Source organism: Micromonospora sp. SCSIO 07396 (genome assembly GCF_053667945.1).
On the sequence record NZ_CM132210.1, the window covers coordinates 6,164,386 to 6,181,765 of the forward strand.

The 17,380-nt window shown below is 71.9% G+C and carries 14 protein-coding genes; 10 read left to right on the top strand and 4 right to left on the bottom strand.

Translation table 11 applies throughout. The annotated features are described in order from the left end of the window. Positions 1–32 precede the first annotated feature (32 nt). A complete protein-coding gene (locus tag ACWCHM_RS27070) occupies positions 33–725 on the bottom strand; it encodes a hypothetical protein (protein WP_454220342.1) in 693 nt (230 codons plus the stop codon). Positions 726–1,106: 381 nt separating this feature from the next. Between ACWCHM_RS27070 and ACWCHM_RS27075 the strand changes: the two genes are divergently transcribed. The 7 genes from ACWCHM_RS27075 (at position 1,107) to ACWCHM_RS27105 (ending at position 8,027) form a co-directional block, all read left to right on the top strand. Next, complete coding sequence (locus tag ACWCHM_RS27075) at positions 1,107–1,400, top strand: hypothetical protein (protein ID WP_204958584.1); 294 nt, start codon at positions 1,107–1,109, stop codon at positions 1,398–1,400. Further along, positions 1,397–2,020, top strand: a complete 624-nt coding sequence (locus ACWCHM_RS27080) for an RNA polymerase sigma factor (RefSeq protein WP_454220344.1) — start codon at positions 1,397–1,399, stop codon at positions 2,018–2,020. Before ACWCHM_RS27075 ends, ACWCHM_RS27080 begins: the two co-directional genes overlap by 4 nt. Beyond that, on the top strand, positions 2,007–3,920 hold the full coding sequence (locus ACWCHM_RS27085) for an EAL domain-containing protein (protein ID WP_454220345.1): 1,914 nt from the start codon (positions 2,007–2,009) through the stop codon (positions 3,918–3,920). Before ACWCHM_RS27080 ends, ACWCHM_RS27085 begins: the two co-directional genes overlap by 14 nt. Before the next feature lie 336 nt (positions 3,921–4,256). Further along, the gene (locus tag ACWCHM_RS27090) at positions 4,257–6,665 is read left to right on the top strand and encodes a nitrate- and nitrite sensing domain-containing protein (RefSeq protein ID WP_454220347.1); all 2,409 of its coding nucleotides are present in this window, start codon (positions 4,257–4,259) and stop codon (positions 6,663–6,665) included. Beyond that, positions 6,662–7,093 (top strand): roadblock/LC7 domain-containing protein, encoded by a 432-nt coding sequence (locus ACWCHM_RS27095; RefSeq protein WP_204958581.1) that lies wholly within the window; start codon positions 6,662–6,664, stop codon positions 7,091–7,093. Before ACWCHM_RS27090 ends, ACWCHM_RS27095 begins: the two co-directional genes overlap by 4 nt. Then, the gene (locus tag ACWCHM_RS27100) at positions 7,090–7,455 is read left to right on the top strand and encodes a DUF742 domain-containing protein (protein ID WP_088642016.1); all 366 of its coding nucleotides are present in this window, start codon (positions 7,090–7,092) and stop codon (positions 7,453–7,455) included. Before ACWCHM_RS27095 ends, ACWCHM_RS27100 begins: the two co-directional genes overlap by 4 nt. Positions 7,456–7,472: 17 nt before the next feature. Next, positions 7,473–8,027 (top strand): GTP-binding protein, encoded by a 555-nt coding sequence (locus tag ACWCHM_RS27105; protein ID WP_204958580.1) that lies wholly within the window; start codon positions 7,473–7,475, stop codon positions 8,025–8,027. A 59-nt stretch (positions 8,028–8,086) separates the two neighbouring features. On the opposite strand, the gene ACWCHM_RS27110 is transcribed toward ACWCHM_RS27105, so the two are convergent. Together ACWCHM_RS27110 and ACWCHM_RS27115 are read right to left on the bottom strand one after the other, a co-directional pair. Beyond that, positions 8,087–9,496, bottom strand: coding sequence for a tryptophanase (locus ACWCHM_RS27110; protein ID WP_307821188.1), 1,410 nt, complete (start codon positions 9,494–9,496; stop codon positions 8,087–8,089). 21 nt (positions 9,497–9,517) lie between these two features. Continuing rightward, positions 9,518–10,609: a tryptophan dimethylallyltransferase family protein gene (locus tag ACWCHM_RS27115; RefSeq protein ID WP_454220348.1), complete on the bottom strand. Its 1,092-nt coding sequence runs from the start codon at positions 10,607–10,609 to the stop codon at positions 9,518–9,520. 392 nt (positions 10,610–11,001) lie between these two features. Here ACWCHM_RS27115 and ACWCHM_RS27120 point away from each other — a divergent pair, with 392 nt between their 5' ends. Continuing rightward, complete coding sequence (locus tag ACWCHM_RS27120; protein ID WP_454220350.1) at positions 11,002–11,667, top strand: hypothetical protein; 666 nt, start codon at positions 11,002–11,004, stop codon at positions 11,665–11,667. Here ACWCHM_RS27120 and ACWCHM_RS27125 read toward each other — a convergent pair. Then, positions 11,657–15,232, bottom strand: a complete 3,576-nt coding sequence (locus ACWCHM_RS27125) for a protein kinase domain-containing protein (RefSeq protein WP_454220351.1) — start codon at positions 15,230–15,232, stop codon at positions 11,657–11,659. The genes ACWCHM_RS27120 and ACWCHM_RS27125 overlap by 11 nt on opposite strands. Positions 15,233–15,326: 94 nt before the next feature. Here ACWCHM_RS27125 and ACWCHM_RS27130 point away from each other — a divergent pair, with 94 nt between their 5' ends. Next, on the top strand, positions 15,327–16,013 hold the full coding sequence (locus ACWCHM_RS27130; protein WP_454220352.1) for a DUF7019 family protein: 687 nt from the start codon (positions 15,327–15,329) through the stop codon (positions 16,011–16,013). Positions 16,014–16,027: 14 nt separating this feature from the next. Further along, complete coding sequence (locus ACWCHM_RS27135; RefSeq protein WP_454220354.1) at positions 16,028–17,341, top strand: protein kinase domain-containing protein; 1,314 nt, start codon at positions 16,028–16,030, stop codon at positions 17,339–17,341. Positions 17,342–17,380: the final 39 nt, after the last annotated feature.

The window sequence follows — 17,380 nt, forward strand, 5'->3', positions numbered from 1 at the left end:
CGCCCGCCAACCCCGCCGGGACGGATCGTGGGTCAGCCGCCGGCCGGGGTACGGGCCGGACCGTTGTCGACCAGCCGGAAGGTGCTGCGCAACGGCGCGTCGCCCAGCTCTTCGAGGATCAGGCCCCGGCTGGGCGAGAACTGGAGGAACGCCGAGTCGTTGCTGATCGCGTACGCGCCACTCCCCTTGCCGACGATGCTGAACAGCTGCGTCGGCTTCCGCTTGTCGCAGGCCGTCCCCTCGACGGTGAGCGGCGTGCCGTCGCCGGGGTTGACCACCTGCCAGCAGGCCGGGTCGTCGTTGGCGGGGTGGCCGTCGCGCCGGCCGTACGCCTTGATCAGGTATTTGCCGCCGCCGGCCGGCGTCGGGACGAACAGTTGGCGTCCGCTGTCGTCGTCGACCTCGACGAGCGAGCCGCCGTCCAGGGCCACCCCGGACTCGGCGGCCTGCACCCGGACGATGGTGACCTCCCGCTTGCCGGACAGCACCCCGCCGGCACCGGCCGTGGCAGACGGCTTTCCGGCGGGCCGGGACGGGCTCGCCGGGGGCGCGGTCGGGTCGGGCACCGTCGTGGCGGTGGGCGTCGCGGCGTCGGAGGGCGTCGCCGGCCCCGACGGCGTGGCCGTGCCCGACCCGGCTGGTGTCCCGCCACCGTCCCCGCAGGCCATCAGCGCCCCGGAGCACGCCAGCACCGCGACCCCGGTGATCCACTTCAACTTCGACATGCTGTGCTCCTCGGCCGGCGTTCCCGCGGGTGTCCGCGGGTTGTCCGCTGAGCTTGCCACCGGCGGTGATCAAGCCCAACGCGGACTGGACGCCCACGACCACCCGCCGGTTTCGTCATGACCGAGGAAGTGGGGATGACCGTCGACAACCCGACGTACAGGTGATCAGTGAGTCACCATAAGTGACTGTCGCTATCGGAGAGTAACCCCGACCGGCCGCCCGAATCTCGTCGCCCAGCGTGCCATCTGCATGACTTTTTGCTGTACGAGCTGCTCAAACGCTTGATCATCGATCTCTAGAAAGATTGTGGACAGTGCGGTATCTACATTCGCCAGCCGCCACGGATAGTAATTGACAGAGTGAGGCGACTGGGGAGAACGATGAACGAAGCGCTGGCGGAGATGTTCTCCGGCTCCGAGGCGATGGCGGCGGCCCTGGTCGTCGCCGGGACGGCGGCGGGGCTGATCCGGGCCTGTGTCACGCACCGGACGCGGTTGCAGGAGGAACGTGAGGCGTCGACACGCACCGCCGCCCGGATGAGCGGGCTGGTCAGGCTCGCGGCAACGGGGCACGACCTGGTACGGATCGTGGAACGTGATCGTGACGGGCACCGCGAGGTGGAGCTCGGCGCCTGCGGCGTGCAGCGGTGCGAGACCCCGGGGGAGACCGCATGATCGAGGTCGAGGGCACTGCCGCCCTGACGCCCGAGCCGGCCGACAGGAGGGCGCTGCGTCAGGCGGACGCCGCCCGCGTGAAGGCGGAGCACGACAGGGAGTTCGCCGCCTTCGCGGAGGACTCCTACCACACCGTGGAGCGTGTCCTCCGCGCGGAGTGCCGGGACCGTGAGGTGGTCGAGGACGCGCTCAACGAGGCGTACCTGCACGGGCGCGTCCAGTGGCACAAGCTCCGCAGCTACACCAGGCCGACCGGCTGGGTGATCGCCACGGCCCGGAACAAGATCCGCAAGGATCGCCAGCGACGTCAACGTGAGGCTGCGGTCGCGCCGGAAGACCTGCCCCCCACGCCACATCCCGACATCGCCGATGTGTGGGAGGCCCAGGACGCGCTGCGGACCTGGTTGCACCAGCTTCCCGCGCGGCACGCCGAGGTGTTCCAGCTGGCACGCGAGGGTTTCACCAATCCGGAGATCGCCCGCCTCCTCGGGCTGACCGAGAACAGCGTTCGCTCCTACAAGGTCGCCGCCCGGCGGAGGTTGCGTGAGCTGGCCGAGGAGGCCGGCTACCCGGGCCCGGACGGCAACCGGCGGCAGGGAGGAAGCCGTGGATCTCGATGACGTCCTGGCGCTGGCCGAGACGAGCCGACCCAGTCCTCTCGAACTCGCCCGCGCTCGCCGCGTCGCACGCGCGGCGCAGGAACGCTATGACGCCGCGGTCGCGGGCGGCTACCAGATATTCGTCGACAGCGACCTCTATGACCCGCTGAGCGAAGACGTCGACGAGGTGACCCGGGTCGCCCGCGCCGCGCAGTTGGCCAAGCAGGGCACGGTCACCTGGACGGCCGACCGGGTCCGGGCACAGGGGGCCGGACGTCTCTGCTGGTCGGACGAGATGGCGATGATCTTCGGACAGGCCCCGGGGACGGTCCACCTGACCCCGGAAACCCTCCTGCGGCTCGTCCATCCCGCAGACGTGGAACGGGTCCGCCATGCCGTCCGGACGGCATGGGAGCGGAGCATGCCTGACGACATCGGCTTCCGGGTCGTCCACCCCGGTGGCAGCGTCCGCCACGTACGTTGTCACCTCGAAGTCTTCAGCACCGCCGACGGGCCGGCGGGGATCATCGCCACGGGAGAGGACGTCACCGCAGCGGAACTGGCCCGGCAGGAGCGCCGTCGGCTCGCCATCCGCAGCGCAATGCTCTGTGCCGACCTGGCCGTGCCGGACACCGTGACCGGGCTGCCGACGCGTGGCTATCTCATCGACGAGGTGGACCGCGCCCGTCGGATCGGCGGTGGAACGCTCGTGGTCGTGGCGACCGAACCGGCCACCCGGCTGCCCGACGCCCTCACCGACGACGACCACGACGAACTGGCGGCGGCGATCGCCCAACTGCTGCGCACGACCGTCGGCGACGACGCGACACTGGGTCTGGTCGGCTCCGGCCTGTGGGGGGTGCTCCTCGGCTGCGTCGACGGTCTCCCGGAGGCCGCCGAGTCACTCGCGGACCAACTCGTGGACACGTTCCGCAGCCACCTGTTCGTCGTCCGCCGGAAAACCCTGCGCCTCAACACCTGGGCGGGCCTGGTGCACTTCGGCAGTGGCATCCCCGACACCGGGTTCGACCTCCTCGTCGACGGTGAGCACGCGGCCCGGGACGCGCGCCGCAACGGCACCACGGTCACGGTCCTCGATCAGCCGGTCGCCGCCGACGACCGGACCGCCCGGTGTCGGTCCCGGGTAAGGCGCGCGGTGTCGGCCAACAGGTTCGCCCTCTACGCCCAACCCATCGTCGACCTGCGCCTCAACCAGGTCACCCGCCACGAGATCCTGCTCCGGGTGCGTAACGACATCGGTGAGCCCACCGCACCCTGGGCCTTCCTCGACATGGCCGAGCGCGTCGGTGAGATCCTCGCCGTGGACAAGTGGGTCATCGACCACGCCCTGGCACTGATCGGCCGGGGTGCTCAGACTTCCCATTACCAGATAAATGTTTCCGGAAAGTCAATCGCCGATCCGGGCCTGCTCAACTATGTGAAGGAGGCGATCCGTCGGCACCGGGTCAAGCCGGAGTGCCTGACCTTCGAGATCACCGAAACCGCCCTGATCGAGAACCGTAACGAAGCGCTGGCGTTCGCCAGCGGGATCAGGCAGGCCGGCTGCCGCCTGGCGCTCGACGACTTCGGTACCGGATACGGGGCCCTCGCCCATCTGAAATATCTTCCGGTGGACCTGGTGAAGATCGACGGAATGTTCGTCGTCAACCTCTGCCGGTCACCGGCCGATCAGGCGGTCGTGTCGAAACTGGCGGAGCTGTGCCACAGCCTCGGCATCCACGTCGCCGCCGAGTACGTGCAGGACGAGGGGACCCTCGAACTCCTACGGAGCTGGGAGGTCGACTTCGCCCAGGGCTACGGGACCGGGCGGCCCGAGCCCATCCCGGCGAGCCCCAAGCCGCAGGCTCAGTCGATCGAACTCGAACTCGTGCTACCACCGCAACACACCGCAATGGGCTGAGCCCGGGGCCGGCGGGAGACCACCCGACCGCCTCGGGCGTGGCGTCGGTGTGTCGACCATCTCCCTTCTCGATCGCTGACCTGCACGAGCATAGGGATCTGTCCACAGTCGTCGAATCGTGGTCGGGTACGGGGTCCGGATAGACGGTAGGGTTGGCACACATCGGCGTCGACCAGTGGCGTAGGACCGCTGCTGTCTATGGCTTGACCAGGATTGGATACGACGACTTTGGCGCACAAACAGGCCGACCGCGAAGAACCGCGCCGCGCCTCAGACGACCAGGCCGCACCGACGACACCGGGTCGCGCCGGTCGACCGCAGTCGATCAAACGACGCGTGATCAGGCTGGTGCTCATTCCCAGCGTCGTCGCCCTGGTCGTCTGGCTCGTCGCCTCCGGCTACCTCATCTTCCAGGGTTTCTACAACCGCCAGGTCGCCAACAGCGTCCGGCAGGTGTCGATCCCGGCGGTCTCCGCGTTGTCCTCGATCCAGCAGGAACGACGGCTGAGCGTCAGCTACCTCACCCAGCCGTCCCGGGATCTCAGCCGGCTCATCGAGCAGCGGCAGCAGACCGACCAGCGGGTGGCCGCCCTGCGTCCCGCCGCAGCCTCAGCGCTGGCCGGCGCCCCGGACTCGATCGTGACCCGGTGGGAGACGCTCGCCGGCATGCTCGACGAACTGCCCAGCGTGCGGAGCACCATCGATTCCCGGTCGGCCAACGGGACGGGTGTCTACGATTTCTACAACCGCCTGCTCGACGCCGCGACCGACCTCTTCGACACCCAGGCGAGAATCGTCCCGGACGCCACCGCGGCCCAGGGCGGCATCGCGGCGACGGAGGCTTTCCGCGCCAGCGACCTGATGTCCCGGGCCGGTTCCACCATCGACGGCGCTTTCGGTGCCCGCACCCTCAGCCCGCAGGACCATCTCGACTTCACCAACCTGGTCGGGGCCTATCACGCCGACCTCACCAACGTGGCCCCGCACCTCGAACCGCAGGCCCGGGAACGCTTCGCCGCCATCACCGCGAGCGACTCCTGGAAGGAACTCGTCGCGGCGGAGAGTGCCCTGGTCAGTAATGGGCCGTGGCGTTCCGGCACCCCGCGTGCCCTGTCGTTCAACCGGGCCCGGTGGGAAGCGCTCACCCGGCAGGTGTCCGACGATCTGATCAACCTGACCGTGGTGCAGGCCGACACGGTCTCGGCGCGCACCCTGCGCACCGGCAACACCCAGCTGCTCACCGCCTCGCTGGGCAGTCTGGTCGCCCTGCTCGTCGTCATCGCCGCGATCATCTGGGCGATCCGGCAGTCGCAGATCCTGGTGGACCGGGCGTTGTCGGTACGCCTGGCCCAGCTCGGCCGGGACGCCGAGGCGGTGGTCGACAAGCAGCTGCCGGCGATGATGGACCGGCTGCGCCGACGGGAGAAGGTCGACCTCGCCTCCGAGCTGCCCCTGCCCGACTACGGCAGCGACGAGATCGGCCGGGTGGCCGAGGTGATCAACAGGTCGTTGCAGGCGGCGGCGGGGGCCGCGGTCGACGAGGCGAAGACCCGGGCGGCGGGTATCGCGATGCTGATGGGTGTGGCCCGCCGCCCGCAACGCCCCCTGCAACGCGGCCTGAAGGTCATCGAGGACCTGCAGAACCGGATCGGCGACGAGCAGCTGCTGGCCGAACTGTTCGACATCAACCACCAGCTCACCCAGACCCGCCGGTTCCTGGAGAACCTGGTCATCCTGGCCGGCGGTCAGATCGGCCGCCGCTTCCAGAACCCGGTGCCGGTACGCCGGGTGCTGCTGGCGGCCTTCGCGGAGGCCCAGCAGTACCAGCGGATCACCCTGCGCAGCGCGCCGGACGTGGCGGTCGCCGGGCCGGCGGTGGCCGGCACCGTCCACCTGATCGCCGAGTTGCTGGACAACGCGTTGGCGTTCTCACCGCCGGAGACCACGGTCTGGGTGACCTGCATCGAGGTCAAGCGCGGCATCGCGGTGGAGATCGAGGACGCCGGCGTGGGGATGCGGGCGGACGCGTTGGAGCGGGCGAACGACCTGCTCGCCACCGCGCCCACCCCGGACGTGACGGCACTGAGGGACGGCGCACAGGTCGGCCTGCACGTGGTGGCGGAGCTGGCCAAGCGGGACGGCGTCCAGGTGAGCCTGCGCGCGTCGGCGTACGGCGGCCTGCTGGCGATCGTGCTGCTGCCCGACCGGGTGATCGTCACCGAGTCGTACGCCGCCGAACTGGACCGTACCGACCCCGGCATCCTTCCGCTCGGCTCCGTCGCCACCGCGATGTCGCGGCCCGGCGTCGGTGCGGTGCTGCCGGTCGGCGGCGGCCGGCAGGAGTTGCACCCCGCGGCCGGGGCCCGGCCCACCGCCGTGGCGACCACGGCACCGGGCGGTGCCGGGCGGGTGCCGGCCGGTCCCACCGGGGAGCGACACTCCGACCGCAGCGGGGGCATCATGACCGAAGTTCCGGCGCAGCGTGGCGCGGTGCGCGGCGGTTCGTCCGGCCCGCAGGTCGCCGACCGGCCGCCGCTGCCGCACCGCCGGCCGCAGCAGCACCTCGCCCCCGAGTTGCGCGACGACAGTCTGCCCGGGCAGCAGCCCGACGCCACGCCGGCTCCCGCCAGGTCACCCGAGGAGGCCCGGGACCGGTTCAGCAGGTACCAGAAGGCCTGGGCCGCCGGCCGGGCGGCGAAAAACGGGGACTCCGCCAGCAGAGACGACCAAGGCAGGAACGTATGACCCACTCCGCATCGCAGAACGATCTGACCTGGATCCTCGACGATCTGGTGGAGGTCCCTGACGTGGTCTACGCGGTTGTCCTGTCCACCGACGGGCTGATCGTGCAGAAATCCACCTCACTCCCGCAGGACGCCGGGGAGCTGTTGGCCGCCGGCGCGTCGTCCCTGCACAGCATCGCCGCGGGGATGGGCCGCCGGTTCGACAGCGGCCCGGTCCAACAGGTCATCATCGAGTACGAGGGGCGGACGTTGTTCGTGGCCGCCGCCGGGCAGAACGCGCGGCTGGCGGTGCTCTGCGAACAGTCAGTCGACATGGGCACCGTCGCGTACGAGATGAGCCGCCTGGTGACCCGCATCGGCGACTATCTCGGCTCCGAGGTCCGCCTCGACGGCGCGCTGCTCGCCGACCGACCCGGGTCGAAACCATGAGTCACGACGTGTGGGACGGCGACGACGAGGCGGAGGCCGGCCGGCTGGTGCCGTTGTACATCCTCGTCAACGGGCGGACGAGTCCCCGCAACACCAGCCTCGACCTGGCCACCCAGGTCATCGCCCTACCGGCCGACCAGACCCGGCTGGAGCTGGAGTACCGGGAGATCCTGCACCAGTGCACGGGGTGGATCTCCATCGCCGAGATCGGCGCCTACCTGCACCGGCCGCTCGCCATCACCAAGGTGATGGTCGACGTGCTCCACGAGCAGGGGTTTCTGGACATCGGCTCACCGGCACAGGAGAAGATCGCCGACCGGTGGCTGCTGGAAACGGTTCTCGCCGGCCTTCAGCGGATATAGAAGAGGGACTGATACACGTGGATCGGAAATCGGTGAAGGTCGTCGTGGCGGGCGGCTTCGGCACCGGCAAGACCACCCTGGTCGGATCGGTCAGCGAGATTCCGCCACTGGTCACCGAGGAGGTCCTCACCCAGGCCAGCATCGGGGTGGACGACCTCACCGGCGTGGAGGGCAAGTCCAGCACGACCGTCGCCCTGGACTTCGGGCGGATCACCATCAGCAACGACGTGGTGCTCTACCTGTTCGGCACCCCGGGGCAGGACCGGTTCTGGTTCATCTGGGACGAGTTGGCCCAGGGCGCGGTGGGGGCGATCGTGCTCGTCGACACCCGCCGGCTCGGCACCAGTTTCCCGGCGGTCGACTACTTCGAGCGGCGGGGCATCCCGTTCGTCGCCGCCGTCAACCGGTTCTTCGGTGAGTGCCCCTACACCGAGGAGGAGATCCGCGCCGCGCTGGAGCTGGACGAGACCGTTCCGCTGCTGTGGTGCGACGCCCGGGACCGGGCCTCCAGCAAGCAGGCGCTGATCGAACTGGTGCGGCACGCCCTGTCCCGGCTGCCCGCCACCGCCTGAGCGACCCGGCGGCGTGCCGGCCGGCTCCGGCCGGGCGGACCGGAGCCGGACGTACCGGTTCAGTCGGTGCCGCCGCCTCCCGTCGGGAGCTGCGCCAACCGCACCTTGAAGTGGCGGAGCAGGGGCGGCGACGAGACCACCCGGTAGCCGGGGACCCGGCCGGGTTCCTTGGCGATGTCGGCGAGCACGGCGGCCACGTACTCGAAGTGGGTGTCGGTGTAGACGCGACGCGGGATGGCCAGGCGCACCAGTTCGAAGGGGGCCGGGGTGACCAGTCGGTGCCGGTCGTCCATCCCGCCGAGATAGAGCGAGCCCAGCTCGGCGCAGCGGATGCCCCCGTCGAGGTAGAGCTGGCAGCCGAGGGCGTGCCCGGGGAACTGCGCCGGGGACAGGTGGGGCAGCAACCGGCCGGCGTTGAGGTAGAGGGCGTGGATGCCGGCGGGTTGCACGGTGTCCACCCCGGCCTCGTTGATCAGCCGGGCCAGTCGGTCGGTGGAGGCGGCCCGCGCCCGCAGGTACGCGGGGTCGACCACCTCGCGCAGCCCCTGGGCGAGCCGTTCCAGGTCGTGGCCGGCCAGCCCGCCGTAGGTGGAGAACCCTTCGGTGGCGATCAGGTTGGCCTCGCACCTGGCGAACAGGTCGTCGTCGCGCAGCCCGATGAGCCCGCCGATGGCCGACAGGCCGTCCTTCTTGAGGCTCACCACGCAGCCGTCGGCGAGCCCGAAGGCGTGGCTGGCGATCTGCCGGGGCGTCCAGTCCCGGTAGCCGGACTCGCGCTGCCCGACCAGCCAGGCGTTCTCGGCGAACCGCGCCGCGTCCAGGAAGAACGGCACCCGGTGCGCCCGGCACAGGTCGCGGACGGCGGTGAGGTTGGCCATCGACACCGGTTGCCCGCCGAGGCCGTTGTTGGTGATCGTGATGAGGACCAGCCCGACCCGGTCGCGTTCCGGCCCGGTGAGCGTGGCGGCCAACGCGTCGAGGTCGATGTCGCCCTTGAACGGCTCCGCGCTGTCGAGGTCGAACGCGGCCGGGCAGGGCAGGTCCCGGGCCTCCGCGCCGGCCAGCGTGACGTTGGCGCGGGTGGTGTCGAAGTGGGTGTTGCTGAGGCAGAGCTGGCCGGGTCGGAGCAGGCTGGTGAAGAGCACCCGTTCGCCGGCCCGCCCCTGGTGCACGGGGAGCAGGTGCGGATATCCGGTGAGGTCGCGTACCTCGTCGCGGAACCGGAACCAGGAGCGTGCCCCGGCGTAGGACTCGTCGCCGAGCGCGGCGGCGGCCTCCTGCGCGGCCGAGGTGGCCCCGGTGCCGGAGTCCGACAGCAGGTCGATGGTGATCTGGTCGGCGCGCAGCTCGAACGGGTTGTATCCGGCGTCCGCGAGGGCCGCCCGCCGTTCCTGCGGGTCGAGGAAGGGGATCGGTTCGACCACCTTGATCCGGTACGGGGGCAGCATCGCGTAGGCGTCGACGGGCACTGTTCGCTCCTCGATGGACGGTCAGGGGTGTCCCGCGCCGGCCCGGCCGGTCGGGGTCGCCAGCGCGGTGCGGTCGACGGTCACCGGGCGGCGTGCCGGCGGGGTCACCTGGTACGCCTCGGCGGACAGGTAGACGGTCACCCCCGGGCGGGGGGCGCCCAGCCGCAGCGACAGGTGCGGGATCAGCCCGACGCCGTCGCGCAGCGGCCGCCGGGCCACCGCGGCGAGTGCCCGGTCCAGCACCGAACGACCGAAGCCGTAGCGGTCCAGCACCGCCACCACCCGGTCGTACGCCTCCTCGTCGTCGTCGACGTAGCCGCGGATCGGCACGTAGAGGCTGTAGCCGACCGGTCGGCCCGCCCCCTCGACGAGGGTGTAGCTGCCCACCAGCGGGAGGCCGGCGAACCGGGTCCGACCGCCACCGGCCAGCCTGGCGAACTCGGCGAGCCGGGTGGTGTCCACACCGTCGACCACCCCGGCCGCCCGGACGACGTCGGCCACCCCGGCGTCGTGGTGGGTCAGGTAGACCTTGACCCGCGCCTGGACGCTGTCGTGCAGGTCGAGGGCGAAGAACGTCAGCCGGTCCCGGCGGCCCAGTTCGCCCGGCCGGATGCCGTGGTCGAGCATCGCCCGGTAGGACCGACCCAGGCCGAGCCGGTGCAGCGCCTCGGCGACGAGGCCCGACGCCCGGTCGACCCCCCGCAGTTCCGGATTGAGGTAGACCTTGAACTCGGGTCGCCTACCGTTGCGGAACACCAACGAGCACCAGACGGCAAAGGCACCCTGCGGGTCGTACGTGGCGAACAGGTCGCGTACCGAGTCCAGCCGGGAGGTGGACAGGCCGGCGCGGTGCGCCTGCCGGTCGAGGAACCGCTGGGTGGCGAACATGTTGGTCAGGCGGCCGGGTGGCGTTCCCAACGTCTCGCCGAGAATCCGCACCGTCGGCGGTTCGGTGCCGCTGAAAGCGACGGAGAACTCCACCGGAGTGTGGTCGTCGGCAATGTTGGACGGCCAGCGTGGTGGGGCCGACAACGGCTGCGGGCCGGCCGGCCCGAGCAGGCTTTCCAGCAGTTCCAGCGGTTCTGCCGCACTGATTCCGCTGGCCTCGCACAATCGCCTCAGCTGGTCACTCAGACGATCGGAAAGGGAAACCTCATCCATCAGTTCTCTCTCCTGATCATGCCGGCGACCAAAATAGACCTTAAGAAGCATTAATCAATAAGGTCAAGATTGATCACAACTTGCAATGACATAACAGGATCGAGACTGGCAAATCGCCCTGATTGATCACTCAGAGTCGCGTACAGGATACGTCACACCGAGTTGACGTCCGTCGGCGAGGTCACCGTTGCGGTCCGACCCCGGCCGACGGCACCCCATCGGACGGCAGGACCCGACACATTCATGTGCGACACTGGCGGTCACTGTGCCCACACCTGACGGAAGGGCAGGCGATGGCCACCGCTGCGGCACCCTCAGTGCTGATCGGCGCGGTCGTCCGGGTCATGAGGGACCTGGCGGTCCACCCGCTCGCCCTGACGATCGACCACGCCGGTGCACACGTGCTGGCCACCATGCACGCGGACGCGCTGCGGACCCGCAGCCGGGGCCCGTACCGGCAGGACGACCTGCCGCCCGAGGCCCTGGCGATGATCGACCGGCTCAGCCTGCGGCTGTCCCTCGACCCCCAGCGGGTGGACGTCACCATCGAGGGCGGCGGACCATGGCCCCGCCTGCTGCTGGAGTTGCCCGCCAAGCAGGTCTCCGTGCGGTTCGTGGTGCCCGAGGACGCCCCGCTCGGCTACCAGCCGGACGCGAACAACGTCGGGCTGTCGAGCGACGTGAACATCGCCCTGGAGTTCCTCGCCGGGTCCCTGCGCGCCCTGAACGGGCGGCTGCGCGGCGAGCCACCCGTCACGCTGACCCTGACCTATCCGGACGATCCCCACTACGAACGCAACATCGCCGGGGTGCCGGCGGAGTTCCACGAGCTCATCCCGCCGGTCGTGGCCGACCTCGCGGTCGACCGCCGCCGGTTCTCCCGCAAGCAGCGGGCCGCCCACGACGACGCGCTGCGCGCGGCGGCGTACACCGACCAGGTGATCGAGCCGATGGCCGGCGGTGGGCTCAGCACCCGGCTCGGCTCGGCCCGGCTGCGGATCAGCCCGTGAAGTCGTAGTCCCAGTCCAGCTCCCACCGCCGGATCGCCGGTCGGTTGTCCGTCGACACCAGACTGCGGCCGTCCGCCGTGAAGGCCACCGACGACACCGGCTCCGGATGGCCGTCGCAGGTGTGCAGGCGTCGTCCCGTCCGGACGTCCCAGATGCGCAGCGTACGGTCCGCGTCGGCGGTCACCGCGTGCCGCCCGTCCGGGCTCACGTCGAACACGTCCGCCTCCGAGTCGAGTGTGCACACCACCCGCCCGGTCGCCGCCTCCCACACCGACACCACCCGGTCGTACGACCCGTCGTACGCCCGGACGAGCCCGATCCGTCCGTCCCGGCTTAGCGCCATGGCGTCGCCCCGGCCCGGTACGGCGTACCGCTGCCGGCCGGTGTGCACGTCCCACGCGGTCAGCTCCCCCGTCGAGTTGACCAGGAGCTGCCGGCTGTCCGGGGTGAACCGCACCGGCACCCGGTCGCCGAACTCGACGGAGATGGTGAGCACCGGCCTGCCGGTGCCCGTCCGCCACAACCGACACGTCCCGTCCTCGGCACCGACCGACGCGGCGTACCGGCCGTCGTCACTGAGTCGGACCGTCCACACCGGCCCCCGGTGCGCCACCATCGTGCGGATCAGGTGGGCCTGCTCCAGGTTCCACAGGCACAGGTTCCCCTCGGCGTCACCGACGACCGCGTACCGGCCCGCGCCGTCCATCGCGACCGCCCGCACCGCGCCCCGGTCGCCGTGCAGTTCGGCCCGCCGTCGTCCGGTCGTCAGGTCCCACAGGTGGGCGGTTCCGGCCCAGTCCGCGCTGACGGCGAACCGGGCATCGGTGGACAACACGATGGTGTGCGTGTTGCCCACCCGCTCCGCGAAGGTGTGCCGTTGCCTGCCGGTCCGCAGCTCCCACACCCGGAGCAGGCCGTCGGTGCCAGCTGTCACCGCCAGGTCGCCGTCGACGCTCAGCGCCGGGGCCAATCCGGCCACGAAGGTGAACTGGCCACCGCGCAGTTCGTACCGTTGCCAGATGCCCAGGGGCGCGGTCCGCCCGCCCGCCGTCCGCCCCAACCGCTCCCACAGTTCCCGCAGCTGCGGGTGACGCTCGAACCCGACCAGCTCGCGGGCGGCCCGCACCTCAGCGGCCGCGTCGGCCGTCCGGCCCTGGTGGGCGAGCGCCTCCGCACCGGCGATCCGCTGCCGGACCTGCGCCTCGGCCGCCAGCACCGCTCCCGCCGCCAGGGGCCGCTCGTAGCTCCACGGGGCACGCAGGTCGGGGCGGGGCAGCCGGTGGACGTGCAGCCCCCCGTACTCGTCACCGACGACGGCCAGCGCGCCGTCCCCGCTGATCGCCACGCGGGTGGGCCACACGAGACCGGCCAATTCCGGGGGTAGCCCGTCGGTGCGCATGGCGACGGTACGCAGGCACCGGCCGGAAACCGTCTCCCAGACCCGGGCCGGTTGGTCGGGGGTGCCGAACCCGCCGGAGACCGCCCGCTCACCATCCCCGCTGAGCACGATCTCCGCGTGCCGGTTCAGGTTGTTCGGCACCGGCCCCCGCACCCGGTTGGGCCGGGTCTCCCACAGGTGCACCATCCGCGACTGGTGCCCGATCAGCAGGGCGTACCGGCCGGACCCGCCCAACGCCACCTGGTTGACCCCGGTCATCCGCATGTCGGCGGCCTTGACCAGGCGGTGCATCCAGCGCCCGGTGTCGACCTCCCAGACCACCACACTGCCGTCACCTGGCGCCGCCGACACCGCTACCGCGCCGTCCTCGCTCAGGCCCAGCACGGTGACCCTGGCGGGGCTCTCCCGGATCTCCGGCAGGATCCGGCCCGCCGCATCCAGGTTCTGGTGGGTGCTCGGCGGATGTTCCAGGGTGCGCCGCAGCCGCCCGTCAGCCGTGTCCCGGATCTCGATCCGGCCGTTGTCGTACCCGATGGCGGCCGTGCCCGCCGCGGTGAGCGCCACCGCGGTCACCGCGGCCCGCTGGTCGGACGGCACCCGGACGCACCCGGCCCGCGCCAGGTCCCAGCACTCGACCCGGTCCCTCTCGCGGACGACGAGCGCGGCCCGGCCGTCCCGGTCGACGGTCAGGGCCGTGACGGCGGCACCCGCCCCGTCCGCACCGAGTTCGCGGACCCCGGGCCGCCCGGTCGGCGACCACACCCGGAGGCTGCCGTCCGCGCCGCCGCTGACGATCACCCGACCGGCGTGGTCGACGGCGACGGCTGCCACTGTGCCGCGGTGGCCGGACAGCCGCCGCGATCCGGGTTCCGTGCCGCGCCGGGCCACGGCGGCGGCCACCTCGGCGACCTCGGGTCCGGCGGGCGCGGCGGCCAGCAACGGCCGGGCCGCCTCGTCGTCACCCCGTTCGGCGTGCACCAACCCCAGCAGGTGGTCGGCCCGCCAGTCCTCCCCCGCGATCTCCCGCGCCGCCTGCAACTCCCCGAGCACCTGTTCGTCGGTGATCCGGCCGTGCCGCCACCGGTACAGCGCCCAGTTGTAGACGGCGGCAGGATGGTGCGGGTCGACGTCGACGGCGGAGCGCCACAGGTGTTCCGACTCCGCCGGCCGGTCGAGGTCGAGCAGCGAGAGCGCCTGGTTGGAGAGGCTGCCGGCGAGCAGGCCCGCCGCCGACGGCGGCACCCGTGGATAGCGGACGCCGAGGACGTCGGCGTACGTTCCGACGAGAGTCGTGGCCAGGTCGGCGAGGCTGTGCGGACGGGTCGACGGGTCGACGTCGAAGCACTCCCGGAGCAGGTCGACGACCCCCTGCGGCATCGGCTGCGCCGCCGGCCCGGTCCGGTCCGCCGCCAGGTAGTCGGCGAACGCCTCCCGCGCCGCCTGACCGTAGCGGCAGGGGCGGCGGCCGGCGAACATCTCCCACACGCACAGCGCCCACGACCAGACGTCGGTGGCCCGGGTGAGGGTGACCCGCGCGCCGGCCGCCGCCTCGGCCTGCTCGGGCGAGCAGTAGGCGGGGGTCATGCCGCCGAAACTCGCGCCCAGGCTGGCGTCCACCGCCGTGCCGGCGGCCCCGTCGGCGGCGGCGTGGGCACCGGCCAACCCGAAGTCGGTGACCTTCGCGGTCCAGTCGCCGTCGAGGCCGACCATGATGTTCGCGGGTTTGACGTCCTGGTGGATCACGCCCTGCCGGTGGGCGTGGTCGATGCCCCACGCCGACTGCACGGCGAGGTCGAGGGCACGGGCGAGGAACCCGCCGTCGGGGGCGTCCGGTCCCTCGTGCAGCCGCCCGGCCCGGACCAGATGGTCCAGTGACCCACCGGCGACCCACTCGGCGAACACGCAGGGCAGCCCGTCGACCCGGCGCACGTAGGCGCAGCTGACCACGTGGGGGTGCAGGCCCAGCCCGACCCAGGTGCCCGCCTCGGCCTCGAACCGGGCACGGTGCGCCTCGGTGGACAGTCGCCCGGGGCGCGGCACCTTGACCGCGAGGTCGATGTCCCAGCCGGGGTGCCGGACCCGGTAGACCAGGCCCATGCCACCGGCGAGGGGCTCGTCGAGCACCTCGTAGAGATCCAGAATCCGGTCCCCGGGACGCCACGGCATGGTCTGAGCCTGGCACCCGCCGGCGTACGGGACAACTGTCGGTTGGTCGCGGACGGTAACCTCGGGGGTCGGACCGCGTCGTCAGGGAGTGACCGTGAGTTTTCGTTACTACCTCTACGTCAGCGACGCCAAGGTGGACATGCTGCTGTCCCAGATCGACCCGGGTCACCAGCGCAGGCGGGCCGCCGAGTTCAGTGTGAACCTCACCGTCGTCGGGGTGAAACGCAGCGTCGAGAACCCCGGCACCGACCGGTTGGCCCGCCTGGAACGGGTCACCCGCTACCTGGACGAGCACGCCGACGTCGGCTCCGTGGACGAGCCGGGGCAGTTCTTCAGGGGGTTGCTGCCGATGCGGTGGGGAGTCGTCCCGACCACGGGCGAGCAGTCGCTGGTCTACTTCGGTGGCCGCACCGACGACACCGTCGTCGGGCTCGGCGGGTCACCGTTCCACCTCGTCGGCGGGAGCGCGACGGCCGAGTCCACCGCACGCGGGTTCGCGGGATCGTCCACGATGCCGGCGCTGCTCGCCGGGCTCGTCGACGAGGGGGCCGAACCGGTGCCTGACACCCCGCACGACACGGTGGACGGGCCGGACCCGGCCGAGGTGGCGGCGCTGGCCTCGGTGCACCAGGCCGGCAGCCGCCTGCGCGGGCCCACCCAGAACGTCGAGTTCCTCGCCAAACGGCTGCTCCACGGACCCAGCCCGTACCCGGAACTCGACGGGCGGCCCGGCATGACCGTGCTGCTGGGCAGCCCGCTGTACGTGGCGCTGGTCGACTGACCGGGGAGCCGGGCGTGGACACCGACGACGCAGCGGCCGGGCGACCCACCGGGTCGGCACCGGTTCCGCCACCGGTCACGGTGACCGTCCGGGCCGGGTCAACCGTCGACACGTACGTCTTCCCCCGGCCCGTCTCGGTCGTGGTGGGGCGGGCCGCCGACTGCGGGATCCGGGTGGACGACGGGCAACGGCGGGTCTCCCGCCGGCACTGCCGGCTCGACGTCGACCCGCCGCACGTGTGGGTACGGGACCTCGGCAGTCGGCACGGCACCTGGCTCGACGGCCGACCCGTCGACGGTGCGCGGCTCCTGGCGGCCGGTGCCGAGGTGCGGATCGGGCTGGCGACGTTGACCGTCGACCCGACCGACGACGGGTCGTGGGGGCCCGCCGGGCAGGACCAGGACCTGGCGCTGCCGGCGCTGGCGGCGGCCGCCGCGCACGGGGCCCCCGACATGGAGGGGTTCACCGACCACCGGGTGCTGCGGGAGCTCGGACGCGGCGGTCACGGCGTCGTCTACCTGGCCCGACACGAGCCGTCCGGCCGGCTCGTCGCCCTGAAGACGCTGCTCGCCGACCGGGCGGTGGACCCCGCCGCGCGGGACGCCTTCCGCCGCGAGATCGCCTGCACCCGCGGGCTGCGGCACCCCAACATCGTCGCCCTGCACGGCAGCGGCGCGGCCGACTCCGCGTTCTTCTTCACCTGTGAGTACTGCCCGGGTGGCAGTGTCGCCGAGTTCGTGACCCGGCGTGGTGGCCGGCTCACCGTCGACGAGGCGCTGCCGATCACGCTCGACGCGCTGGACGCGCTGGCCTACGCCCACCGGGCGGAGCTCGCGGTCGTGCTGGCCGACGGCCGGACCCGGACCGCCCATGGGCTGGTGCACCGGGACGTCACCCCGCACAACCTCCTGCTCGGCACCGGGCCCGCAGGTGGGACCGTCACCAAGGTCGCCGACTTCGGGCTGGCGAAGGCGTTCGAGAAGGCGGGCCTGTCCGGGCACACCGGGACCGGTGCGACCGGCGGCAGCCTCGCCTTCCAGCCCCGCGCCCAACTGGTCGACTACCGGTACGCCCGCCCGGAGGTGGACCTCTGGGCGGTCGCCGCCTGTCTCTACTGGATGCTGACGGGGGCGACGCCCCGGGACTTCCCCGCCGGGGCCGACCCGGTCGCGGTGGTCCTGCGGACCCGGCCGGTGCCCGTCCGGCAGCGGACCGGGGCCGTTCCGGCGCGGCTGGCCGAGGTGATCGACGAGATGCTCGTCGACCAACCCCGGGTCACCGCGACGACGGCCACCGAACTCGCCGACGCGCTCCGGCAGGCCCGGTGACGGTCCGCCGTGGCGGCACCCACCGACCTGCCGGGCCCG

Coding starts and splice junctions, on each gene's coding strand:
- ACWCHM_RS27070 (WP_454220342.1), bottom strand. CDS start 725: ATGTCGAAGTTGAAGTGGATCACCGGGGTCGCGGTGCTGGCGTGCTCC.
- ACWCHM_RS27075 (WP_204958584.1), top strand. CDS start 1,107: ATGAACGAAGCGCTGGCGGAGATGTTCTCCGGCTCCGAGGCGATGGCG.
- ACWCHM_RS27080 (WP_454220344.1), top strand. CDS start 1,397: ATGATCGAGGTCGAGGGCACTGCCGCCCTGACGCCCGAGCCGGCCGAC.
- ACWCHM_RS27095 (WP_204958581.1), top strand. CDS start 6,662: ATGACCCACTCCGCATCGCAGAACGATCTGACCTGGATCCTCGACGAT.
- ACWCHM_RS27100 (WP_088642016.1), top strand. CDS start 7,090: ATGAGTCACGACGTGTGGGACGGCGACGACGAGGCGGAGGCCGGCCGG.
- ACWCHM_RS27120 (WP_454220350.1), top strand. CDS start 11,002: ATGAGGGACCTGGCGGTCCACCCGCTCGCCCTGACGATCGACCACGCC.
- ACWCHM_RS27125 (WP_454220351.1), bottom strand. CDS start 15,232: ATGCCGTGGCGTCCCGGGGACCGGATTCTGGATCTCTACGAGGTGCTC.